Raw genomic sequence first — 20,641 nt, forward strand, 5'->3', positions numbered from 1 at the left:
AGTTAAGCCTGATGACCATAGCGAGTCGGTCCCACCCCTTCCCATCCCGAACAGGACCGTGAAACGACTCAGCGCCGATGATAGTGCGGATTCCCGTGTGAAAGTAGGTCATCGTCAGGCTAATATCAAGCAAACCCCTCGCACAGCAATGTGCGAGGGGTTTTGTCATTTGGGCGCGATTAGTTGAGTTTGAGGCGGATTCGAGGTGTTCCGTCGTGGCTCTCGAGAATCAAAGCACCGTTGAGAGCCAAATCGTCGATGAGCTTCCCAGACCAAGCGGATATCGGCGTACTCGCAAAGAACCGCGCCCACATCCTTTGCAGGATCGGCGTGGCGACCAACCAGTTCAGCAGTTCCTGCTTCGAGCAGTCCTGAACTTCAAGCATATGAAAAACGGTCAATGCCTTTGCGCCATGGAGCGCATGACGGCGCGGATCCGCTTGGAAATGACGGAGTTTGTCGCGGGCAACCTTGAGCGCTTGCTCAACGTTCTTGAATACGGCGCCATGACCCGGAATGACGAGCTTCGGCCGCAATGACGCAATGAGATCGAGCGTCTGCGCCACCTCGTCGAATGCGTTGGCTCCATCAAGCTCGGGAAATACGATCCCAAACCCGCGCTCCCACAATGCGTCAGCAGAGATCAAGGTCCTGCTATTCCGCTCGAACAGGATGATCGAGTGCGGATCGTGTCCCGGTGCTGCGTGAACTTCCCACTGTTGGTCGCCCTGAACGAGAGCTTCGCCTGGACGCAAGACCCCGTCGGCGGAGAACTGGTCGCAAGTCTGGCCGGTCGCGAGAAAACTGAGCCGAGATTCATCCCATTGTTCGACCGCGCTAAAGTCACCTGGAGGAATCTGAATCGGGCAGCGATAGCGTGTGACAAGCGCCGCGTTTCCTCCGCAATGATCTGAATGCAGGTGCGTGTTGACGATCAGGCGCAGACCCTCGCCTGGCCGCAGAGCGGCGCCGACCAACGCCAGCGTCTGGGGGACGTGTGCGGAGTACCCGGTGTCGACGAGCACCGCACCTGCGTCTGAATCGGCCGCGTGAAGCAGGATGTTGTTTGCCGACAGCCACCCTCGTTCAAGGACGTCGACGCCGGGCGGTAGCAGCGATGAAGGCGTTCCGCTCACATCAATTCGTGCGCAGCTCGCGACGAAGAATCTTCCCGACATTCGTCTTCGGGAGTTCGTCGCGGAATTCGATGTACTTGGGGCGCTTGTAGCCGGTCAGCTGCTTGTGGCAATAGCTGCTGAGATCTTCTTCCGCGAGTGCCGGATCCTTTTTGATGACGAAGAGCTTCACCGCTTCGCCGGAATGCTGATCCGGTACGCCGATGGCCGCGCATTCAAGGACGCCCGGATGCATGTTCACCACCTGCTCGATCTCGGTGGGGTACACGTTGAATCCGCTGACCAGGATCATGTCCTTCTTGCGATCGACGATGCGCGTGAAGCCATCGGCGTCCATCACGCCGATATCGCCCGTCTTGAAGAACCCATCGGGATCGATCGCTTGTGCGGTCTCGCCCGGGCGATTCCAGTAACCGGCCATGACCTGCGGTCCGCGGATGCAGATCTCGCCCCGCTCGCCGAGGGCAACGTCATTGCCCGCATCGTCTCGAATCGCAATCTCGGTGTTAGGGACCGGCAGCCCGATCGAGCCGTTGAACTTCGGAAGATCCAAACAGTTGATCGTCGCGACCGGCGAGGTTTCCGAGAGCCCATATCCCTCGACGACAGGGCAGCCGGTGATGCGTTCCCATTTCTCGGCGGTGGCTTGCTGGACGGCCATGCCGCCACCATTCGAGATCACCAGCTCGCTGAAGTCCAGCTTCGCGAAAGACGGGTCGTTGGCCAGCGCATTGAAGAGCGTGTTCACCGCCGGGAACATGTTGACGCGATGGCTTCGCAGCGTGGCGATCAGCCCAGGAATGTCGCGCGGATTGGGAATCAGCAGATTGGTCATCCCCATCCGGGCCCCCAGCATGTAGCAGGCCGTCAGCGCGAAGATGTGATACAGCGGCAGCGCACAGACGATGGTCAGCGGTTTGTCGCCAATCTTCTTGAGCATCGGCGCGAACCACGCCTCGCTCTGCAGGATGTTGGCGACGATGTTCCGGTGCAGCAGGGTCGCACCTTTGGACAGGCCGGTCGTGCCCCCGGTGTATTGCAGGAAGGCCGGATCCTCCGGTCCTATCTGCACCGGCTTGAGCGACATGTGCGCGCCCTCGGCCAGCGCCTTGCTGAAGCGGGTGACGGTGCGGCCGTCGGTCAGCGGCAGCCGGAACTCGGGGACCATCTTCTTCACATGGCGCAGCGCGAAGTTGATCAGCGGTCCCTTCCACCAGCTCAGCATGTCGCCGATGCCGGTCAGCACGACGTGGCGCACCTGGGTGCGCTCGATGACCTCCGACAGCGTCTTGGCGAAGTTCTCGAGCACGATGATCGCCTCGGCGCCGGAGTCCTTCAGCTGGTGCTCCAACTCGCGCGGCGTGTACAGCGGATTGACGTTCACCACGACATACCCGGCGCGCAGGATGGCAGCGATCGCGACCATGTACTGCAAGACGTTGGGCATCATGATGGCCACGCGCGCGCCGCGCGCCAGCCCGCGTTGCTGCAGCCAGGCGCCAAGCGCCTTCGACAACTCGTCGACTTGGCCGAAGCTCAGCCGCTGGTCCATGCAGACGGCGGCATCGCGAGTCGCGTGCTTGCGGAAGGCTTCCTCCAGCAGCGCCACCAGCGACGGATAGACGTCCACCGCGATCGAGGCGGGGACGCCGGCCGGGTAGTTCTTGAGCCAGGGCTTGTCGGCGTAGATGGTCATGTCTCCTCGTCTCGTTGTCATTGGGGCGGCGAGCCGCACCAGGGGCTGGGAATAGCGCTTGATGCTGGCCGGTGCGGCGTGACGGGCCTAGCGGAATTGCCCTAGGCCGCCCCGTCACGTCCGGGACAAGGCCGCTGAGTTGTCCGAAGCCGGTGTTCGCGAGCGCCGCACCTACACTCGCCCGATGCAATTCAGGGAGTGCGAATGAACGGCCGGATGCAGCGTCTCTTCACCGTCATCCGGTGGATCCTCGGCCCGCTGCTGGCGGCGTTGGCCGGCTGGCGATGGGGCGCGTGGGCGGGCATGGCCGTGCTGGCGCTGTTCGTGGTCGGGCCGGCGCTGTCGTTGCTCCCGAGCTTCCTCATCCTGCGCTTCGTGCCGCCGGCACCGGGGCTGCCGCCGGCACCGCTCGGGGACCTGATGCACGCCTGGTGGCGCGAGGTCATCGCCATCACCCGGGTCTTCAACTGGCAACAGCCCTGGGCCGAGCACGCCGAGCCTGATTTCATTCCGTCCGCGCAGCAAGCGCGCGGCCGCCGCGGTGTCGTCCTGCTGCACGGCTACAACTGCAATCGTGGACTGTGGAATGTCTGGATGCGCGAACTCCGAGCGCGCGGCATTCCCTTCATCGCGATCACGCAGGAGCCGGCCTTCGGCTCGATCGACCGCTATGCGCCGGAGATCGACCGCGCGATGCGCACGCTGCAGGAGCGCACCGGCCTGGCGCCGCTGATCGTCGCGCACAGCATGGGCGGCTTGAGCGCGCGTGCCTGGTGGCGCAGCCAGGGCCATGCCTTCGACCGCATTCATCGCATCCTGACGCTGGGCACACCGCATCACGGTACGCTGCTGGCGCGGCTGGGCACGACCGAGAACGCCCGCCAGATGCGCGGTGATTCCGAATGGCTGAATCAGCTCGCCCGCGACGAGCCGGTGCGGATGGGGCCGCAGTTCGATTGCCTCTACGGCCACTGCGATCAGATCGTCTTCCCGGCCGAGACAGCGGTGCTGCCGGGCTCGCGCGTGCTGCACCTGCCGGCGCGGGGCCATCTGCAACTGGTCTTCGAGGCGCAGGCTTTCGAGCGCGCCTTGCAGCTGCTCGAAGAGCCGGAGTTGCAAGCCCTGGTCGTCTGAGCCGGAAACGTTGAAATGAAGAAAGCCCCGCGGCTCACGCCCGGGGCTTTCGTTCTTGGGGCCAGGTCTTGCGCCGGCGCCGCTTCAGTCGCGTATCAGGCCTCGGCCTGCAGCACGCCGCGGCGGATCTGATCGAGCTCGATGCTCTCGAACAGCGCCTTGAAGTTGCCTTCGCCGAAGCCTTCGTTGCCCTTGCGCTGAATGATCTCGAAGAAGATCGGGCCGATCACTTCCTTGGTGAAGATCTGCAGCAGCAGTTCGTGCGGCGCGCCTTGATGCGCGGCGCCGTCGATCAGGATGCGCAGGCGGCGCAGCTCGTCGAGGTTCTCGCTGTGCTCGGGCAGGCGCTTGGACACCAGGTCGTAATAAGTGTCGATGGTGTCCTGGAAGACCACGCCGGTGGACTTCATGCCCTCGACGGAGCGGTAGATCTCGTCCGTGCCCAGCGCCACGTGCTGGATGCCTTCACCGTGGTACAGGTCCAGGTATTCGGCGATCTGGCTCTTGTCGTCGCTGCTCTCGTTGATCGGGATGCGGATCTTGCCGCAGGGGCTGGTCATGGCCTTGGACTTCAGGCCGGTCAACTTGCCCTCGATGTCGAAGTAGCGGACCTCTCGGAAGTTGAACAGGCGCTCGTAGAACTCCGCCCATTCCTTCATGCGGCCACGGAAGACGTTGTGGGTCAGGTGGTCGATGTAGGTCAGGCCGTGGCCCTTGGGCTTGGAATCGACCGGCTTGCCTTCGGCATCCAGCAGCGGGACGAAGTCGACGTCGTAAATGCTGATGTTGCCGATCTCACCGGCGGCCGCGCCGTTCTTGCCCTGCCAGCGGTCGACGAAATAGATCAGCGAGTCGCCGATGCCCTTGATCGCCGGGATGTTCAGCTCCATCGGGCCGGCCTTGTTGTCGAAGCCCCAGGCGCCCAGCTCCAGCGCGCGCTGGTAGGCGTAGGCGGCGTCCTTGACGCGGAAGGCGATGGCGCAGATCGACGGACCGTGCAGTCGCGCGAAGCGCTGCGCAAACGCATCCTGCTCGGCGTTGATGATGAAGTTGATGTCGCCCTGGCGATAGAGCGTCACATTTTTGTGGCGATGACGCGCGACGGCGACGAAGCCCATCGAGGTGAACAGCGCGCCCAGCGCGGCGGGATCGGGGGCGGCGAACTCGATGAACTCGAAGCCGTCGGTGCCCATGGGGTTGTCCCAGGGAGTGAATGCCATGTCTTGTCTCCGGTGCGCCCTCAAGGGGCGCTTGGTCAACTGGATAGGGTCAAGGGAACGCAATCGGATTGCGATGGCGCCACTTTAGGGGGAGGGGGGCGCAGGATTCCTGCGAGTGGTGGCGCACGGACGGGGGTGTTTGCAGGATTCCTGCAAGAATCCGTCCATGGACAAGCAGATCGAGCTTGATGCGATCGACCGACGCATCCTCCAAGCCCTCCAGGCCGACGGCCGGATGACCTATGACGCCATCGCCGCGCAGGTGAACCTGTCGTCGTCGGCGGTGCTGCGGCGGGTGCGCCGCTTGGAGGAGGACGGCGTGATCACCGCCTACGTGGCCTTGGTCAGTCCGGAACGGGTCGGGCTGGGGCTGACGGCCTACATCAACGTCCGGCTGGAGAAGCACACCGAAAGCCACAAGCGCACGCCGATGGACTTGTTCCGGGCGGCGGTGCAGACCTGGCCGGAAGTGGTCGAGTGCGCGGCGCTGACCGGCGAGATGGATTACCTGCTGCGGGTGCTCGTCGAGGACATGGGCCATTACGCGCGCTTCATCAGCGACACCTTGCTGCGCCATCCCAGCGTGCAGGACTGCAAGACCAGCTTCGTGCTGGACCGGCTCAAGAACACCACGGCGCTGCCGGTCTGACCGGCGAGGCTCAAAGCGATCGACACGAACGCTGCGACCGGCGCCGGGTTCACTCGATCAGCGGCGCTCCAGGACCACGGCCAGCTCGAACCAGCCGCGCTCATGCGGCCGCTGCGTGTAGGGCGGCGCCGGCCATTTCCAGAGCGCTTGCGGGAAGAGCGCCCGCATCGCGTTGATGTCGCAGTGGTAAGGCGGGCCGATGACCTGGCCATGCTCGGACTCTTCGCGGCGCGCCTGCATGAACAGCGCCAGCAGCCGCCCGCCGGGCTTGAGCCAGCGCTGCAGTTGCTCGGCGTAGCTCGTCCAGTGATCGGGATGCAGCGCGCAAAGACAAGTCTGCTCATAGACCAGATCCAGCGGCTGATCCGGCCGCCAGGCCAGCACGTCGGCTTGCTCGACGCGTCCGGGGAGATGCTCGTCGGCCAGCTTCGCCCTGGCGATCTCGACCGCCGCCGGCGTGTAGTCCAGCCCGGTGACCTCCAGACCCGCGCGCGCCAGCACCGCCAGTTCATGGCCGCGGCCGCAGCCCGGCACCACGATGCGCGCGTCGCGCGGCAACAGGCCGGCTTCCAGCCACGCAGCCAACTGGGGATGCGGCCCCCCCCGGTCCCAGCCCGTCTGCCCCGTCTCGAAACGCTCTTGCCAGAAGGCGCGGTCAGGTCCCGCCATCGCATGTCTCCGTGTCGGCTTGCGCCTGTCGTGATGGCGCGCGTTTTACCAGAGCGGGCGCTTCGTTGCGCCGCGTCAGATGACGCCGTCGACCTCGTGCACCAGCTTCAGCGTGTGCGCGGGGGACAGGCTCATCAGCTCGCCGATCTCGATCAGGTCGTCGGGCACGGCGGGGTTCTCCCAGCTCTCGGAGGTGTGCCGCGCCAGCCGCACCGCCAGCGTCACGCAGCGGACCTGCGGATCGTGAACCTTCTTGTCGTCGGTGATGTGGGCGAGCAGCTCCGGCAGGTGCCAGGCCTTGAGCAGCGCCTGCTCCAGGTCGCCCAGGTCGATGTTGAGCACCGCCTTCTGCGCGGTCACGCTGCGCAGCGAGGGCTCGGCCAGTTGCCGGCGGCGGATCTCCAGCGCCAGGTCGGGGGCCTCGCACCAGAGCAGCATCTCGGAGAAATCGTGCAGCAGCGCCGCGCTGTGGATCACCGCGGCGTCGGGATCGGCGCGGTGCGCGGCGAAGCCCAGCGCGAAGCGGGCGGCGCGCTCGGCGCGATGCAGCACGCGCTGCAGGCCGGCAAGCGCGTCGGGACGCGCGGCCAGCCGCTGTTCGACCGTCGGCTGCTCGCCGAAGGCCCGGAAGAAGGGGGTGATGCCCATCAGCACCAGCGCGGCGGTGACCGTTTCTGCGTCGGTCAGCAGCCGGCTGGAGCGCTGCGACGCGGCATGCGCCAGCAGCTTGAGCGTCATCAGCGGGTCCTTGTTCAGGAACTCGCCGAGCAGATGCGCGTCGACCGCGTCCTCATTCGCGCGCCAGAGCTCCAATTGCTCGGCCGTGCTGGCCAGCACCGGAATCTCCATGCGGCGGAAGTGCGCGGTCCACGCCGCCAGATCGGGCAAGGGCCGCGTCAGCGCCTGGAACGCTGGCGGCTCGCCCGGTCCTGGGGGCGCAGAGGCATCGGGCGGAACGCTCATGGTCATGAAGCGGGGACGCCGCGTGAGCGGCGATGCACGGTGAACGTTCATCGTATATCGGCTCGCCGCCTGCGAGCTTGATCCCCACCGCGGCCAAGGCGACCGCGAGCCACACCGGCATCACAGCCGTTGCACACCCGCAAGGGTGCCCAGCAGTTGTCCGTCGGCGTAGACGCGGCCTCCTTCGGCGCCGGTCTCGATGCTGAACTCGAGCGTCGGCGCCCGTTCAGCGGCTCGCGGCGCGGCGGGGGCGACCCGCCAAGCCCAGCTGATCAGGCGCCCGCCGGCGCCGAGCAGCAGAATCGCCAGCCAGCCCCGCAGGCTTTGCTGACGCGCCAGGCCATGCATGCGGCCCGGCATCAACGTGATCTCTTGCATGTCTTTTCTCCCTGGGCGGCCCGCGCCGGACCAGGGAGACATCCCGGTCCGTCGGAGGCGGCCCGTTCACGGGCTGAAGTCGTCGTGCCGCTGAAGCTCGCGCTTCAGGGACTGGTGTTCTTGCTGGCGGCGTGCGCCGCCCTGTGGGCCGTGGCGGCCCGCGGAACGCTGGTGGCTCAGGGCCACGAACGGATTGCGCGGCTTGCGCAGTGCGAGCGCCTGACGCGGACGGGGAGTGGTGAACTGGGCCATGGCAGCCTCCTTCGTTGGACGGATCGGAATCGGGTGAAGCGGGCGGCCCCTCGGTCCCGGGGCGACGGCTGGACTGCGGCGTCGCGGCGGCGGGGGCTCAAAAGTTGCGCAGATGATAAACATCTGATTATCTTGCGCAAGCGCTTTTTATCTGGCGTTGTCCCCGGGCGACGGGACGGTCGGACGCGCGCCGGACGTCGGCAGGACGCTGGCGGGGCGCCAGTGGGGCGGCCCGGAACGCCTCGGAACGCGCCGAAATCCGGGGCTTATCGAGCCTTGCCGGATCGCGGTCGCGGCCTACAGTGGACGGATCTCACTTGATTTCCAACAGGCCATGATTCCACGCAAGCTGCACGTGATCTGGGTCGGCGACGAGTCCAAACGCCCCGACAACTGCATCGAGACCTGGCGCCGGCACAACCCGGACTGGGAGCTGCGCGTCTGGGGCAACGAGGACCTGGCGAGCTACGGCTGGCTCAACGCGGCGCACATGCGCGCGATGGCGGGCCGCGAGCTCAACGGCGTGGCCGATCTGATGCGCTGGGAGATCCTCTACAACGAGGGCGGCTTCGTCGTCGACGCCGACAGCGTCTGCCTGCGCCCGCTGGCGCCTTGGCTCTTCGAGGGCGAGGCGATGGCCAGCTGGGAGAACGAGGTCATCCGCCCCGGCCTGATCGCGGCCGGCTACGTGGCCTCCAAGCCGGAGAACCCCTTCTTCGGCCAGATGATCCTGGACCTGCAGAACACGCCCCACGTCGACGACCGCATGGCCTGGCAGAGCGTCGGTCCGCTGTTCCTCACCGAGTGCCACCGCGTCTACGCCTATGGCGGGATGACGATCTGGCCCAGCCATTTCTTCATCCCGCGGCATTTCTCCGGCGTCGAATACGAAGGCGGCGGTCTGGTCTTCGCCGACCAGGAATGGGGCAGCACGCTGCGCAAGTACGACGACCTGCATCGCAAGAAGGTGGCATGAGCATGAACGTTCCCGACACGCCGGTCTCGCCGCTCGAGCACGCGCACCAGAAGTACTTCGTCCAGAAGGTCGCCGTCAGCGAGGAGCTGCGCGGGCGCTCGCGCATGGACGTGTTCGGCCCGCTGTGCCAGGGCAAGCGGGTGCTGCACGTGGGCTGCGTGGACTGGCCGATCACCGACCTGAAGGCCTCGCTGCACCTGCAGCTGGAGCCGCTGTGCGCGCATCTGGACGGCTTCGACATCAACACCGAGGCCTTCACCCACATGCAGCCGCACTTGAAGGGTCGGCTGTTCTCCGACTGGGCCCAGGTCACCGATCGCTATGACCTGGTGCTGGTGCCGGAGGTGTTGGAGCACGTGCCCGACGTGCAGGGCTTCCTGGGCGAGCTGAACGCCGTCGACTGCGACGAGTACGTGCTGACCGTGCCCGACGCCTACAGCTGCTGGCGACAGCATTTCGATTACAGCAGCGGCGCGCAGACCTTCGTCGAGGTGGTCCACCCCGACCACAACTGCTGGTACACGCCGTACACGCTGAAGAATGTGCTGGGCAAGTACACGCCCTGGGCGATCGACGGCATGTACTTCTTCAACCGGATGTCCTTGCTGGTGGCGGCGCGCAAGCCCGCCGCGGCCTGATCCGGCTCAGCGCTTCTTGGGCTTGAGCGGGGCGATGCTCTGCTGGAGCTTGCGCCATTCGTCGACCGCGGCGGCCGGCGTGGCGGCGGCCTTCGGCGCCGGGGCGGGTGCGGTGGGCAGGGTCGGCGTCAGTACCTCGCCGAGCAGGTCCAGCAGGCGCGTACGCGCCCGTTGCGGATGCCGGCGGTAGTAGGTCAGCACCAGACCCACGATGAAGCGCTCGTCATCGTCCTGCGGGAGGCTGGGGGAGGGCTCCGGCGCCCCGGCGGCGTGACTCGAGGCTGTTCCGCTTGATAAAGCCCCGTTGCTCACTTGCGCACCGGCCAGGCCGTGCTCCTGGTCCATCCAGCCTTGTGGCTTGTGGCTGAGCTGCTCGAACTGGCGGGCAAGGCGCTCGCCGATCTGGCGTGACCGGCTCTTGATCTGGCTCCAGTAGCTGGGCTGTATCTGAAGGCGCTCGGCAAAGCGCCGCTCCAGGCCGCGAAGGGCGGCGGCATCAGGGTGTTTGATCGTCGCGGCGACAAACTCGTCGAACAGGCGCATCGCATTGTCCAGACGGATCTGGGCGACGTCGCGGGGGGCGGAGCACATCCCGCAATGATAAAGCTTCGTTCACTCGCGCCCGTTCGGCGCCCACCCCCGATCCGCCCGGAGCCCCTCTGCCCATCGGAGTGGTAGCGCTACGGTCGGCTGGCCGGGCGGCGGCCAAGGCTGCCGGGGGGCCGACGCGGACTACTCCTCGTCCTTCAGGTGCCAACCGGCGGCCAGCTGCGCCTGCGTGTTGGGCGGGACTGCCTCGTAATGGGACAGCACCATGGTGTAACGCCCCTGGCCGCTGGTCATCGCGTTGAGCCGGTTCTGATACGCGCTGAGCTCCGCCAGCGGCGCCAGTCCCTCGACGCCGATCTGGCCGGGCATCGCGCTGCGCGTGCCCAGCACCTGGCCGCGGCGCGAGGCCAGGTCGCCGGTGATGTCGCCGGTGGCGTGCTCGGGCGCGCTGATCTCGACCTGAACGATGGGCTCCAGTACCACCGGCCGCGCCTCGCGGACCGCGGCGACCACCGCCTTGTGGCCGGCCGCGATGAAGGCGACTTCCTTGGAGTCCACCGAATGGTGCTTGCCGTCGAAGACCGTCACCTTCAGGTCCACCACCGGATAGCCGGCGACGACGCCGCGCGCCAGCGCCTGTCGCACGCCCTTCTCGACGGCCGGCATGAACTGGCCCGGGATCGCGCCGCCCTTGACCTCGTCGACGAACTCGAAGCCCGCGCCGCGCGGCAGCGGCTCCACCCGCAGCCAGACCTCGCCGAACTGCCCGGCGCCGCCGGTCTGCTTCTTGTGACGTGAATGGCCCTCGGCCGGCGCGGAGATGGTCTCCCGATAGGCGATGCGCGGCGGCTGGGTCTGGACGTCGAACTTGTAGGTCTCCTTGAGCCGGTCCAGCAGCACCCGCAGATGCAGCTCGCCCAGACCGTAGACCAGGGTCTCGCCGCCTTGCGGGCTCAGCGCGCCCTGGTCGCCGCCGCGCTCCAGGCGCAGACAGGGATCCTCCTCGACCAGCCGGGTCAGCACCTCCCACAGCCGCTGCTCGTCGCCGTGCCGGGCGGGCCGGATGGCGATGCCGTGTACCGGCGTCGGCAAGGCGATGGGCGACAGATGCAGGTGCTCGTCCTCCTGCGCGTCATGCAGCACCGCGTCGAAGTGCAGCTCCTCCAGCTTGGCCAGCGCGCACAGGTCGCCGGGCAGGGCCTGGTCGATCTCCACATGCTCCTTGCCTTGCAGCATGAACAGATGGGCCACGCGCACCGCCTTGCGCGCATGGCCGACGAACAGCTGAGCGTTCTTCTTCAGCGTGCCCTGGTGGACGCGCAGCATCGCCAGCTTGCCCAGATACGGATCGGACTGGATCTTGAAGACATGCGCGACCACGTGCTGCGCCGGATCCATCGCGACCAGCAAGGGCTCGGCCTCGTCGCCCTCGCCGCGCAGGAACTGCGGCGGGTTGGCCTCGTAGGGATTGGGCAGCAGCTTCTCGATGACGTTCAGCAGCTCGGCCACGCCGACGCCGGTGCGGGCCGACACGAAGCACACCGGAATCAGATGGCCCTCGCGCAGGGCTTGCTCCAGCGGGGTGTGCAGCTCGGTGGCGGGGACGTCGCCGTCGTTGAGATAGCGATCGACGAAGTCCGGATCGACCTCGACGACCTGCTCCACCAGCGCCCGATGCGCCGCCTCGACCGAGCCGAAATCGCTGTCGCCCTCGCAGCCGAAGAAGCAGTCGGTGACGCGCGTGCCGCCCGCGGCGGGCAGGTTCAGCGGCAGGCATTCGCGGCCGAAGGCGGCTTGCAGCTGCTCCAGCAGCGCCTGCGCGTTCACCCCGGGCGCGTCGATCTTGTTGACGACGACCAGCCGCGTCAGCCCGCGCCCGCCGGCGGCGTCCATCATGCGTTTGGCCATCAGCTCCAGGCCGGTCTGGGCGTTGACGACGACGAGCGCCGATTCCACCGCCTCCAGCGCCGGTAGCGCCTGGCCGATGAAATCGGCCGCCCCGGGCGTGTCGACGAGATGGACGCGCAGACCGTCGTGCCGCAGGTGCATCAGCGAGGTCTGCAGCGAATGCAGCATCCGTTTCTCCAGCGGGTCGTGGTCGGAGACGGTGCTGCCTTTCTCGACGTTGCCGGCGCTGTTGATGGCGCCGGCCTTGAGCAGCAGGGCCTCGGCCAGCGAGGTCTTGCCGGCGCCGGCCGGACCGACCAGGGCCAGGCTGCGGATCGCCGCGATGCCGGGATGCTCGGGCAGCGCGGCGCGGCCTGGGCTGCCGGCGGTCAGGCCTTCCGAGTCAGGGGTGGGACTGGGGCTCATGGCTCGCTCCTCTGAAGAGGGTGGAACGGGGGTCGTGGAGCCGGACTGCGGCCAGCGTAGAGGAAGCGCCGGGCATGCACAAGCCAGGGGCATGGGGCGCGCAGGGAGTGCCGTTTGCCGCCACAGGCGCTGCCGAGGTCGGCCGCCGCCGACACGGCCTAGACTCCGACGCTTGAGCGAACCATCCGGGGGACCACCATGAGCGTGTCAGGCTTGTTTTCCATCGTCGTCGTCGCGGCGGCCGCGACGGCTTGCGGTGGCGGCGGAGGCGCCTCCGGCGACACCGCGATGCCGACGCAGCCCGGGGGAGGCGCCTCGGCGCCCACCTTGCAGACGCTGAACTCGGGCCTGGACCGGCCCTGGGGCATCGCGCAGCTGCCCGACGGCCAGTTGCTGGTGACGCAGAAGGGCGGCGCGGTGGCGCGGCTGTCCGCGGCCGGCAAGACGCAGGCGACGCTCTCCGGCGTGCCCAAGGTGCTGGACAGCGGGCAGGGCGGGCTGCTGGGCATCGCGATCGATCCCGACTTCACGCTGGCCGGCTCCAACTGGGTCTATCTGTCGTATTCGGAATCGGGCACCGGGTCGGAGTCGGGCACCGCGGGCACCACCGTCGCGCGCGGCCGGCTGAGCGGCGACGCGCTGACCGACGTGCAGGTGATCTTCCGCCAGTCGCCGAAGGTGGTGAGCCCCGGCCATTACGGCTCGCGCCTGGTCTTCGCGCGCGACAAGACGCTCTACATCACGACGGGCGAGCGCATGAAGGGCGCGCCCTCGCAGGACCTGCAGCAGACGCTGGGCAAGGTCGTGCGGGTGAACCGCGACGGCGGCATCCCGGCGGACAACCCGAAGTTCTCGGCCGCGGCGCTGCCCGGCATCTGGAGCTACGGCCATCGCAACATCCAGGGCGCGGCCCTGCATCCGACCACGGGTGAGCTCTGGATCACCGAGCACGGCCCGCAGGGCGGCGACGAGGTCAACATCGCGCGCGCCGGCCAGAACTACGGCTGGCCGATCAAGAGCTACGGCTGCGAGTACGGCTCGCCGGTGGGCGACGCCTGCCGCATCGGCGGCGGCACGCATGCGCCGACCTATGTCGAGCCGCTCACCACCTGGACGCCCATCTCGATCGCGCCGGCGGGGCTGGCCTTCTACACCGGCGACATGTTCCCGGAGTGGCGCGGTCAGCTGTTCTCCGGCTCGCTGGCCGGCACGGCGCTGTGGCGGCTGACGCTGGACGGCGACAAGGTCACCGGCCGCGAGAAGATGTACGGCGATCTGGGCGAGCGCTTCCGCGACGTGATCCAGGCGAAGGACGGCGCCCTGCTGATGGTGACGGACGGCGGCAAGCTGTTGCGGCTGGCGCGCTGAAAGGCGTTCAGTCCAGACGCTTCCAATACAGCGCGGTCGCCCGCAGCTCGCCTTGCGGGCTGGCGGCGAAGCACGGGATCTCGCCGGTGCGCTGGTAGCCCAGCGATTGGTAGAAGGTCTCGGCGTCGGATTGGGCTTCGGTGTCCAGCACCAGCAGTGTCAGACCCGCGTCGCGCGCGGCCTGCTCCAGCGTGTTCATCAACTGGGCGGCGACGCCGCGCCGACGAGCATCGCGATGGACCATCAGCTTCTGGACCTCGGCACGATGACGGCCGTTGGGCTTGCCGCAGATGGCCAGCTGCACCGTGCCCAGCACCGCCTCGCCTTCACGCGCGATCCACAGGCGCTGACGCGGGCCCAGCCCGTCGAACACGCCTTCCCAGTACTCGCGCATCTGCGGCTCGTCGACGTCCTCCAGAAAGCCCAGCGAACCTCCCCCGTCGATCACGTCGAAGAAGAGCTCGCCTAGCGCGGGCATGCGATCGCGGTCCTCGCCGCGGAGTTCGATCAGATCCATCGGGCGATCAGACCAGATGCGGCAGCCGTTTCCAATACAGCGCGGCGGCGCGCAGCTGGCCTTCGGCGTCATGGCAGTGGTCGGGAATCTGGCCGGCGCGCTGCCAGCCCAGATGCGCGAAGACCGCCTCGGCCTGCGAGTCGGCGCAGGTCTCGAGCTGCAGCAGGAAGCGGCCCTGCGTGGCGGCGGCGGTTTCCACGCGCGCCATCAGCTGGCCGGCCACGCCGCGGCTGCGCTCCTGGCTATGCACCATCAGCCGTTGCACCTCCCCACGGTGGTGCGCATTGGCCAGCGGGCACAGGGACAGCTGGATCGCGCCCAGCAGGCGGCCGGGGCCCTCGGACTCGCAGGCGATCCACAGCGCGTGATGCTGGCCCAGCCGCGCGAACACGCCGTGCCAGTAGTCCAGCGCCTGGTAGCGCGACAGCGGCGCCAGGAAGCCCAGCGTCGCGCCTTGATGGACGTTGTCGATCAGCAGGTTCGTCAGGGCCGGGAGCCATTGCAGGTCGCGCGAGGTGAGCTTGACGACTTCGATCGGCGCGCGCTGCAGGGATGGCGACGCGGCGGCGTCGGCGGCGAGCGAGGTCAGGGCGCGCGGGGCGCGGGCGTGGACGGCCGTGGGGCTGAGGGCGACATGCATGGGTGGTGACTCCAGGACTCGATACGACGGGACCCGGCCGGCCGATCTTTTGGATCACGGCGGCGGACGGGGCCTGGAAAACCCTGACGCAAGCGGCGTGCCAGCCCAGACACATCCCTTCACAAGCGGGCGATTGGCGCGCATGCGCCGGATGGCCGCGTGACGCGCGTCACGACTGGCGCATGGTGTGGGCCGGGACGCGGCGCCGGATCGGCGGATAGGGCCTCAAGCCGTGGTCGTGGCGATGCTCAATTCGGCCTCGAGTCCGGGCTCGGCGCACAGCCGGCCCTTGCCCTGGCGCTTGGCGGCGTAGAGCGCCGCCTCGGCGCGGTGCAGCAGGTCCTCGAGGTTGCGATCCCCATTGCGCAGCTTGGCCCAGCCGGCCGAGTAGCCCAGCGTGAAGCCGAGCTCGCGCGGCGCCAGTTCCAGCAGCGCGTCGCGCAGCCGGCGGTCCAGCGCCGGCGGACCGACCAGGTCGGAGCGCGCCATCAGCACCGCGAAGCGCTGGCCGTCGATGCGGGCGACGACGTCGCCCAGGCGCTTCTGCTCATCCAGGCAGCGGCCAAACAGCGCGATGGCCTGGTCGCCCTTGAACTCGCCGTGGGTGGCGTTGATGGCCTTGGCGCCGTCCAGGTCCATCACCAGCAGCATCAGCGGTTCCGAGTAGCGGCGGGCCATCGAGATCATGTCCACCGAGCGCTGCTGGAAGGCGCGCCGGTTGGCCAGCCCGGTGGCGGGGTCGATCTGGCTGAGGCGGCGCAACTCGGCCTCGCTTTCGCCGCGCCAGGCGACGAGGATCGTGATCGCGGCGGTCAGCACGCACAGGTTGGCCATCACCGCGAAGCCCATGTTGAGCGGATGCGGGGCGTCGAAGCGCGGCAGATTGGCCGTGTCGACACCTGCCAGCCAGGCGCGCGAGAGATTCAGCAGCGCCAGCAGGCCCATGCTGACGACCAGCAGCAGGCGCCAGCGCAGGTTGCCGGCGGGGCCTCGCTTGACCGGTTGCAGCAGGCTGGCGCACAGGGCCAGCATCTGCAGGCCGATGCAGCCGTTGGACCAGGCCAGGCGCAGGCCGTAGTTCTCCCAGCCGGCGCCGTAGCCCACCATCACCAGCACCGGCATCGCGACGTGAATCCAGCGCCCCAGCCGACCGGGCAGCCACTGCTCGGTCGCCAACCACAGCAGCGACACGCTGCCGCTGAGCAGCCCCAGCGCGACGGTCGAGCTCAGCCGCATGCCCTCGGGCGGCAGCAGCAGCAAGGCCCAGCCGGCGGCCTGCGCGGCGGCGCTGAGCTGGGCGCGGCGGGCGCCCTGGCTGTCGACCCAGCCCAGCAGCAGCGGCAGCAGCAGCGCCAGCGCCAGGGACTGGATCAACATCAGGCTGAACAGCGTCGGGACGTCGAAGCGCATGAGGTGGGGCGGCGCGTCCTGAAGGACGGACCGGGGCGGTCGGGACGAGCGATTGTGGCCGCGGACGTGCCGCCTGGGGAGGGTGCTTGCGAGGCCCTCGCCGGGGCGCCTGTCGCCGCCCGTGGGCCGTTCGGCGGCACCACCCATCAGAGGGAGAAGCCGAGCGCTTAGAGTGGGCGCCCATGTCCCTTGCCACCTCCATGCTGCAGGCGCTGCTGTTTCCTTCGTCTGACGCCGTCACCGATGCGGCCGCCGATCCGGCAGTCGCGGGGCCGTCCGTGCCCTTTGCCTACGCGGGCGGCTACGCCCCCGAGTGCGGCGGCATCCACGCGCTGCGCCGGGATGCCGAGGGCCGCGTCACCGCGACCCTGGCTGCCGAGCTCTCCGGAAGTCCCACCTGGCTACACCTGAGCCCCGACGGCCGCCGCCTGCACGCGCTGCTGGAGGACAGCCATGAGCTCGCCAGCTTCGACGTGAATCCGGCGGACGGCGCGCTCACGCTGATCGCGCGGCGGCCCAGCGGCGGCCAACTGCCGGTGCATCTGGACTGGCAGGGCGATCACGCCTGGATCGCGCATTACGGCGACGGCCGGCTGTGCCGCGTGCCGGTGAATCAGGAAGGGGCGCTCGGCGCGCCGGATCTGGTGATCTCACCGCGCGACGGCGCCGCGCCGCATGCGCACATGGTGCGCCGGCATCCGCGCCGGCCGCTGATGGTAGCGACCGATCTCGGGCAGGATCTGCTGCGCGTCTGGCGTCTGGACGGCCCCGGCACGGAAGGCGGCGCGCCGGTCGAGCTGGCGCCGTGTCCGTTGCCGCCCGGCAGCGGGCCGCGTCACTTCGTCTTCGACCCCTACGACGACGAGCAGCTCTATCTGCTCAACGAAAGCGCCAATGCGCTGGACTGGCTGGGCCTGGACGCGCAAGGCCGGGTGAGCTCACGTGAGCGCCTCTCCAGCCTGCCTCCGAGCTTCGAGGGCCTGAGCTACGCCTCCGATCTGCTGATGTCGCCGGACGGGCGCCGGCTCTACGCGCTGAACCGGCTGCATGACGCGATCTCGGTGTTCTTCGTGGACGCGCGCTGCCGGCCGACCTGGGCCGGCGAGGTCTGGGCGCAGGGCAGCTATCCGCGCAGCGCGAGCTTCAGCCCGGACGGCAGCCAGCTTTGGGTCTGCCTGCAGCGCAGCCACCAGATCTGCGTCTTCGAGCTCGGCGACGAAGGCGTGCCGCGCTTTGGCCGGCAGTTCATCGCGATGCCCGGCGCGGCCTGCGTCGTCTTCCGCTGAGGCGCAGGCGCTTTCACGTTCAAGCGAACTGCCGCCGGTAGCGCGATGGCGCCGGCAGGCCGAGCAGCCGGAAGTGGCGCCGCATCGACTCCGGCGAACCGAAGCCCGCAAGCTCCGCGATCGACTCGACGTCCATCGCCTCGCGGGTCTCGAGCAGCTCCTTCGCGATGGCGACGCGTTCGCGCGTCAACCATTCGAGTGGCGCGAGTCCCGTAGCGTCCTTGAATCGGCGCTGCAGCGTGCGCGCGCTCATCGCGGCGTGCTCGGCCATCGACGCGACGCTGTGGTCTTGACGCGGATTCGCGCGCAGCCAGTCCTGCAGGACGGCGATGGGGCTGGCGGACTCGGTGGGCATCGGACGCGGCACGAACTGCGCCTGTCCGCCCTCGCGATGCGGCGACATCACCAGCCGCTGCGCCACGGCGTTCGCGACGCGCGGGCCGTGATCGCGGCGCACCAGGTGCATCAGCATGTCCAGACCGGCGGCCGAGCCGGCCGAGGTGATGACCTGCCCCTCGTCGACGTAGAGCGCGGACGGATCGACCGCGATGGTCGGGAACTCGCTGGCGAGGCGTTCGGCGTACCGCCAATGCGTGGTCGCGCGAAGGCCGTGCAGCAGCCCCGCATGGGCGAGCACGAACACGCCCGAGCAGATCGTGCACAGCCGCGCGCCGCGCGCATGGGCGGCGCGCAGGGCGCGGAGCAGCGGCTCGGGCGGGCGCTCGGCGGCGTCGCGCCAGCCGGGGATCACGATCACGTCCGCCCGCCGCAAGGTGGCCAACGAATGCGGCGCCTCGATGCGCACGCCCCCGGTGCCGCGCAGCGGGCCCGGCTCGGCGGCGCAGATGGCATGGCGATACCAGGCGACGTCGAGCTCGGGCCGGTCCAGCGCGAAGAGCTCGACGGCGCAGCCGAACTCGAACATGCAGAGCCGGTCGTAGGCGAGGATCGCGACCAGCGGCGGCTTGGCGGCGGTCCCCGTGGCGGGCGCGGCCTTGGAACGGGTAGTGGAGGGCGTCTTGCGCGGCATGGCGCGATCTTACCGATTGGCGTCATTCCTGCCACTCGCCGGGCCGAGGGGAAGCCGGGACACTGTGGGTCATCGATTCACCGCTCGGGCCAGCCCCGGAAAGGAACCCACGATGCCCTCGCATGTCTCCGCCATCCCCGCCGCGACGAGCGCCCAGGCGCTTGCCCACTTCGAGCAGGCCTTCGCTTTCGAGACCGACTGCTGGGACGTGCATGACGCCTTCGCCCGCGACACGGTGGACTTCGTGCTGCTGGACGTGCGCAGCCACGAGCTCCATGAGCGCGGCCACGTGCCGGGCGCCATCAGCCTGCCGCACGGCAAGATCACCGAGGGGAAGATGGCGGCGTATCCGATGGACACGCTGTTCGTCGTCTACTGCGCGGGGCCGCACTGCAACGGCGCGCATCGCGGAGCGGTGAGGCTCGCGCGACTGGGTCGGCCGGTGAAGCTGATGATCGGCGGGATGACGGGGTGGGTGGATGAGGGGTTTGAGGTGGCGAAGGGCGCGCAACCGGCTCCGGCGTCCATTCCTCACACCATCCCTCGCCCATCGGACGCATGACGGTCTTCTGCTGTCGTCCGACGCTGCTACCCTGCGCGTCACGATCCTGATTTCCCGGATCGTCGCCAACGGGAGACCCGCCATGAAGACCATCGACGAGATGTTGAACCTGGACCTGATCACGGTCGCTCAACACGAACAGATCGAGGCCTGGATCGCGCGCTCCCGCACGCCGGATCAGATCCTCGACATGCCCGCCGAGCTGTGGCAGGCCGTCGAGCGGGCCAGCGAGCAGATGGGCGTGGACGCCGATCTGCTTCGTCCGCCCGCGCTGGATGCAATGGGCTGCGGCGCGGATTGAGGCGCCCGGGCTGGCCCCAAGGCACGCCATTTGCCGATATCGACGGTACGAAACCCATCGACCGTTCGTCGCCATCGCTTCCGGTGGCCGGAGAGTTGTTGTCCCTCGGAAGCTGATCGTGATGACCGTCGATCAACCCTCGACGAGGCAATCATGAGCACGTTCAATCTGAAGACAACGGCGGTTGTCATCCTCACCGCGGCCATGGCCGTGGGCTGCGCATCCGATCGTCAGCAACGCCGTGACGACACCCGCAATGCCGCGGTCGGCGCGGTCGGCGGTGCCGTCATCGGCGCGGTGACCGGGGGCGACGCGCTGACGGGCGCGGCCGTCGGTGCCGTCGCCGGCGCCTTGATCGGCCGCCTGATGGTGGATGGGCGCGAGCGCGAGGTCTATTCCGACGGACGCGGCGGCCGCTACTGGGTCGACAACGACGGACGCCGTCATCCGGTGCGATGAGCGCCGAGCGCGGATGCGTGCTTTCCACGCGCATCCTGTCGCTTTCCGATGAAGAACGCCCGGCACAATCCGGGCGTTCTTCATGGTGCCTTTCGCCGATGACCGCCCCCCGACACGACTCCGACCTGCCGCAGGAACGCGGCGAGATGCTTGGCTACTCGCTGATCGCCGTGCTCGCGGCGTTGACGCTGCTGGCCTTCCGTGCCGCACCGGCCGACAAGCCGCTGGTGATGGGGCTCTACCTGATCGCCTGGGCCCTGATGTTCCTGGCGAGCTACTTCCTCAGCCACAAGACCTTCTTCCTGCGTGGCCTGCGGTGGTTCTGCGTGAACTGGTCCGTGCCGGGCACCCCGAAGATGGCGTTCTTCTATGCCGCCGTCATGGCGGTGATGGGGATCGTGTCGATCTTGTCGGGGATGGGGGTGGTGTGAGAGCTAGAGCCCTCACATAAAGACGCTATGGCGTGGGCTTGGCGCGATGGGCATCATCTTCGCC

Annotated in this window: 23 protein-coding genes and 1 rRNA gene; 11 read left to right on the forward strand and 13 right to left on the reverse strand. The window is 68.2% G+C overall.

Annotation, left to right across the window (positions count from 1 at the left end):
* Window positions 1–7 precede the first annotated feature (7 nt).
* Window positions 8–120: ribosomal RNA gene (rrf, locus tag ABDW59_RS21445) — 5S ribosomal RNA — on the forward strand.
* A gap of 59 nt (window positions 121–179) precedes the next feature.
* On the opposite strand, the gene ABDW59_RS21450 is transcribed toward rrf, so the two are convergent.
* Both ABDW59_RS21450 and ABDW59_RS21455 read right to left on the reverse strand, forming a co-directional pair.
* Entirely contained in the window at window positions 180–1,178 is a 999-nt protein-coding gene (locus ABDW59_RS21450) for an MBL fold metallo-hydrolase (protein WP_343632941.1), read from the reverse strand.
* Window positions 1,138–2,832: a long-chain-fatty-acid--CoA ligase gene (locus ABDW59_RS21455; protein WP_343632943.1), complete on the reverse strand. Its 1,695-nt coding sequence runs from the start codon at window positions 2,830–2,832 to the stop codon at window positions 1,138–1,140. Before ABDW59_RS21455 ends, ABDW59_RS21450 begins: the two co-directional genes overlap by 41 nt.
* Window positions 2,833–3,036: 204 nt before the next feature.
* Between ABDW59_RS21455 and ABDW59_RS21460 the strand changes: the two genes are divergently transcribed.
* Window positions 3,037–3,966, forward strand: coding sequence for a permease (locus ABDW59_RS21460; protein ID WP_343632945.1), 930 nt, complete (start codon window positions 3,037–3,039; stop codon window positions 3,964–3,966).
* A gap of 95 nt (window positions 3,967–4,061) precedes the next feature.
* Here ABDW59_RS21460 and hppD read toward each other — a convergent pair whose 3' ends face one another.
* On the reverse strand, window positions 4,062–5,186 hold the full coding sequence (gene hppD, locus ABDW59_RS21465; protein WP_343632947.1) for a 4-hydroxyphenylpyruvate dioxygenase: 1,125 nt from the start codon (window positions 5,184–5,186) through the stop codon (window positions 4,062–4,064).
* A 166-nt stretch (window positions 5,187–5,352) separates the two neighbouring features.
* On the opposite strand from hppD, the gene ABDW59_RS21470 reads away from it, so the two are divergent.
* Window positions 5,353–5,835 (forward strand): Lrp/AsnC family transcriptional regulator, encoded by a 483-nt coding sequence (locus ABDW59_RS21470; RefSeq protein WP_343632949.1) that lies wholly within the window; start codon window positions 5,353–5,355, stop codon window positions 5,833–5,835.
* Window positions 5,836–5,892: 57 nt separating this feature from the next.
* Here ABDW59_RS21470 and ABDW59_RS21475 read toward each other — a convergent pair whose 3' ends face one another.
* The 4 genes from ABDW59_RS21475 to ABDW59_RS21490 form a co-directional block, all read right to left on the reverse strand.
* Window positions 5,893–6,504, reverse strand: coding sequence for a methyltransferase domain-containing protein (locus tag ABDW59_RS21475; RefSeq protein WP_343632951.1), 612 nt, complete (start codon window positions 6,502–6,504; stop codon window positions 5,893–5,895).
* A gap of 75 nt (window positions 6,505–6,579) precedes the next feature.
* Window positions 6,580–7,467, reverse strand: a complete 888-nt coding sequence (locus tag ABDW59_RS21480; protein WP_343632953.1) for an HDOD domain-containing protein — start codon at window positions 7,465–7,467, stop codon at window positions 6,580–6,582.
* 120 nt (window positions 7,468–7,587) lie between these two features.
* Window positions 7,588–7,845, reverse strand: a complete 258-nt coding sequence (locus tag ABDW59_RS21485; RefSeq protein ID WP_343632955.1) for a hypothetical protein — start codon at window positions 7,843–7,845, stop codon at window positions 7,588–7,590.
* 66 nt (window positions 7,846–7,911) lie between these two features.
* Complete coding sequence (locus tag ABDW59_RS21490; RefSeq protein ID WP_343632957.1) at window positions 7,912–8,097, reverse strand: hypothetical protein; 186 nt, start codon at window positions 8,095–8,097, stop codon at window positions 7,912–7,914.
* Window positions 8,098–8,431: 334 nt separating this feature from the next.
* Here ABDW59_RS21490 and ABDW59_RS21495 point away from each other — a divergent pair, with 334 nt between their 5' ends.
* On the forward strand, window positions 8,432–9,073 hold the full coding sequence (locus ABDW59_RS21495; RefSeq protein WP_343632959.1) for a glycosyltransferase: 642 nt from the start codon (window positions 8,432–8,434) through the stop codon (window positions 9,071–9,073).
* Entirely contained in the window at window positions 9,070–9,711 is a 642-nt protein-coding gene (locus ABDW59_RS21500; protein ID WP_343632961.1) for a hypothetical protein, read from the forward strand. Before ABDW59_RS21495 ends, ABDW59_RS21500 begins: the two co-directional genes overlap by 4 nt.
* Before the next feature lie 6 nt (window positions 9,712–9,717).
* On the opposite strand, the gene ABDW59_RS21505 is transcribed toward ABDW59_RS21500, so the two are convergent.
* Together ABDW59_RS21505 and fusA are read right to left on the reverse strand one after the other, a co-directional pair.
* On the reverse strand, window positions 9,718–10,302 hold the full coding sequence (locus ABDW59_RS21505) for a hypothetical protein (RefSeq protein ID WP_343632963.1): 585 nt from the start codon (window positions 10,300–10,302) through the stop codon (window positions 9,718–9,720).
* A gap of 141 nt (window positions 10,303–10,443) precedes the next feature.
* Window positions 10,444–12,573, reverse strand: coding sequence for an elongation factor G (gene fusA / locus ABDW59_RS21510; protein WP_343632965.1), 2,130 nt, complete (start codon window positions 12,571–12,573; stop codon window positions 10,444–10,446).
* Window positions 12,574–12,771: 198 nt separating this feature from the next.
* On the opposite strand from fusA, the gene ABDW59_RS21515 reads away from it, so the two are divergent.
* A complete protein-coding gene (locus ABDW59_RS21515) occupies window positions 12,772–13,941 on the forward strand; it encodes a PQQ-dependent sugar dehydrogenase (RefSeq protein WP_343632967.1) in 1,170 nt (389 codons plus the stop codon).
* 7 nt (window positions 13,942–13,948) lie between these two features.
* On the opposite strand, the gene ABDW59_RS21520 is transcribed toward ABDW59_RS21515, so the two are convergent.
* From ABDW59_RS21520 to ABDW59_RS21530, 3 genes are all read right to left on the reverse strand, one after another.
* Window positions 13,949–14,458, reverse strand: coding sequence for a GNAT family N-acetyltransferase (locus tag ABDW59_RS21520; protein WP_343632969.1), 510 nt, complete (start codon window positions 14,456–14,458; stop codon window positions 13,949–13,951).
* Between the two features lie 7 nt (window positions 14,459–14,465).
* A complete protein-coding gene (locus ABDW59_RS21525) occupies window positions 14,466–15,098 on the reverse strand; it encodes a GNAT family N-acetyltransferase (RefSeq protein WP_343632971.1) in 633 nt (210 codons plus the stop codon).
* A gap of 225 nt (window positions 15,099–15,323) precedes the next feature.
* The gene (locus ABDW59_RS21530) at window positions 15,324–16,508 is read right to left on the reverse strand and encodes a GGDEF domain-containing protein (protein ID WP_343632973.1); all 1,185 of its coding nucleotides are present in this window, start codon (window positions 16,506–16,508) and stop codon (window positions 15,324–15,326) included.
* Between the two features lie 182 nt (window positions 16,509–16,690).
* Here ABDW59_RS21530 and ABDW59_RS21535 point away from each other — a divergent pair, with 182 nt between their 5' ends.
* Window positions 16,691–17,794, forward strand: coding sequence for a beta-propeller fold lactonase family protein (locus ABDW59_RS21535; RefSeq protein WP_343632975.1), 1,104 nt, complete (start codon window positions 16,691–16,693; stop codon window positions 17,792–17,794).
* A gap of 19 nt (window positions 17,795–17,813) precedes the next feature.
* Here ABDW59_RS21535 and ftrA read toward each other — a convergent pair whose 3' ends face one another.
* The gene (ftrA, locus tag ABDW59_RS21540; protein WP_343632977.1) at window positions 17,814–18,824 is read right to left on the reverse strand and encodes a transcriptional regulator FtrA; all 1,011 of its coding nucleotides are present in this window, start codon (window positions 18,822–18,824) and stop codon (window positions 17,814–17,816) included.
* Window positions 18,825–18,936: 112 nt separating this feature from the next.
* Between ftrA and ABDW59_RS21545 the strand changes: the two genes are divergently transcribed.
* The 4 genes from ABDW59_RS21545 (at window position 18,937) to ABDW59_RS21560 (ending at window position 20,577) form a co-directional block, all read left to right on the forward strand.
* On the forward strand, window positions 18,937–19,386 hold the full coding sequence (locus tag ABDW59_RS21545; RefSeq protein WP_343632979.1) for a rhodanese-like domain-containing protein: 450 nt from the start codon (window positions 18,937–18,939) through the stop codon (window positions 19,384–19,386).
* An 82-nt stretch (window positions 19,387–19,468) separates the two neighbouring features.
* Window positions 19,469–19,687, forward strand: coding sequence for a hypothetical protein (locus tag ABDW59_RS21550; RefSeq protein ID WP_343632981.1), 219 nt, complete (start codon window positions 19,469–19,471; stop codon window positions 19,685–19,687).
* 153 nt (window positions 19,688–19,840) lie between these two features.
* The gene (locus tag ABDW59_RS21555) at window positions 19,841–20,146 is read left to right on the forward strand and encodes a YMGG-like glycine zipper-containing protein (RefSeq protein ID WP_343632983.1); all 306 of its coding nucleotides are present in this window, start codon (window positions 19,841–19,843) and stop codon (window positions 20,144–20,146) included.
* 98 nt (window positions 20,147–20,244) lie between these two features.
* Window positions 20,245–20,577: a hypothetical protein gene (locus ABDW59_RS21560; RefSeq protein ID WP_343632985.1), complete on the forward strand. Its 333-nt coding sequence runs from the start codon at window positions 20,245–20,247 to the stop codon at window positions 20,575–20,577.
* Window positions 20,578–20,641: the final 64 nt, after the last annotated feature.

The sequence above is a fragment of the Roseateles sp. genome (assembly GCF_039595295.1).
GTDB lineage: Bacteria > Pseudomonadota > Gammaproteobacteria > Burkholderiales > Burkholderiaceae_C > Roseateles.

Bases quoted from the DNA above. Each gene is read 5' to 3' on its own strand.
- ABDW59_RS21490 (WP_343632957.1), bottom strand. From the start codon at position 8,097: ATGGCCCAGTTCACCACTCCCCGTCCGCGTCAGGCGCTCGCACTGCGC.
- ABDW59_RS21500 (WP_343632961.1), top strand. From the start codon at position 9,070: ATGAGCATGAACGTTCCCGACACGCCGGTCTCGCCGCTCGAGCACGCG.
- ABDW59_RS21560 (WP_343632985.1), top strand. From the start codon at position 20,245: ATGACCGCCCCCCGACACGACTCCGACCTGCCGCAGGAACGCGGCGAG.
- ABDW59_RS21525 (WP_343632971.1), bottom strand. From the start codon at position 15,098: ATGCATGTCGCCCTCAGCCCCACGGCCGTCCACGCCCGCGCCCCGCGC.
- ABDW59_RS21545 (WP_343632979.1), top strand. From the start codon at position 18,937: ATGCCCTCGCATGTCTCCGCCATCCCCGCCGCGACGAGCGCCCAGGCG.
- ABDW59_RS21480 (WP_343632953.1), bottom strand. From the start codon at position 7,467: ATGAGCGTTCCGCCCGATGCCTCTGCGCCCCCAGGACCGGGCGAGCCG.
- ABDW59_RS21455 (WP_343632943.1), bottom strand. From the start codon at position 2,832: ATGACCATCTACGCCGACAAGCCCTGGCTCAAGAACTACCCGGCCGGC.
- ABDW59_RS21450 (WP_343632941.1), bottom strand. From the start codon at position 1,178: ATGTCGGGAAGATTCTTCGTCGCGAGCTGCGCACGAATTGATGTGAGC.
- ftrA (WP_343632977.1), bottom strand. From the start codon at position 18,824: ATGCCGCGCAAGACGCCCTCCACTACCCGTTCCAAGGCCGCGCCCGCC.
- ABDW59_RS21485 (WP_343632955.1), bottom strand. From the start codon at position 7,845: ATGCAAGAGATCACGTTGATGCCGGGCCGCATGCATGGCCTGGCGCGT.
- ABDW59_RS21495 (WP_343632959.1), top strand. From the start codon at position 8,432: ATGATTCCACGCAAGCTGCACGTGATCTGGGTCGGCGACGAGTCCAAA.
- ABDW59_RS21555 (WP_343632983.1), top strand. From the start codon at position 19,841: ATGAGCACGTTCAATCTGAAGACAACGGCGGTTGTCATCCTCACCGCG.
- ABDW59_RS21470 (WP_343632949.1), top strand. From the start codon at position 5,353: ATGGACAAGCAGATCGAGCTTGATGCGATCGACCGACGCATCCTCCAA.
- hppD (WP_343632947.1), bottom strand. From the start codon at position 5,186: ATGGCATTCACTCCCTGGGACAACCCCATGGGCACCGACGGCTTCGAG.
- ABDW59_RS21550 (WP_343632981.1), top strand. From the start codon at position 19,469: ATGAAGACCATCGACGAGATGTTGAACCTGGACCTGATCACGGTCGCT.
- ABDW59_RS21475 (WP_343632951.1), bottom strand. From the start codon at position 6,504: ATGGCGGGACCTGACCGCGCCTTCTGGCAAGAGCGTTTCGAGACGGGG.
- ABDW59_RS21460 (WP_343632945.1), top strand. From the start codon at position 3,037: ATGAACGGCCGGATGCAGCGTCTCTTCACCGTCATCCGGTGGATCCTC.
- ABDW59_RS21520 (WP_343632969.1), bottom strand. From the start codon at position 14,458: ATGGATCTGATCGAACTCCGCGGCGAGGACCGCGATCGCATGCCCGCG.
- fusA (WP_343632965.1), bottom strand. From the start codon at position 12,573: ATGAGCCCCAGTCCCACCCCTGACTCGGAAGGCCTGACCGCCGGCAGC.
- ABDW59_RS21515 (WP_343632967.1), top strand. From the start codon at position 12,772: ATGAGCGTGTCAGGCTTGTTTTCCATCGTCGTCGTCGCGGCGGCCGCG.
- ABDW59_RS21530 (WP_343632973.1), bottom strand. From the start codon at position 16,508: ATGCGCTTCGACGTCCCGACGCTGTTCAGCCTGATGTTGATCCAGTCC.
- ABDW59_RS21535 (WP_343632975.1), top strand. From the start codon at position 16,691: ATGTCCCTTGCCACCTCCATGCTGCAGGCGCTGCTGTTTCCTTCGTCT.
- ABDW59_RS21505 (WP_343632963.1), bottom strand. From the start codon at position 10,302: ATGTGCTCCGCCCCCCGCGACGTCGCCCAGATCCGTCTGGACAATGCG.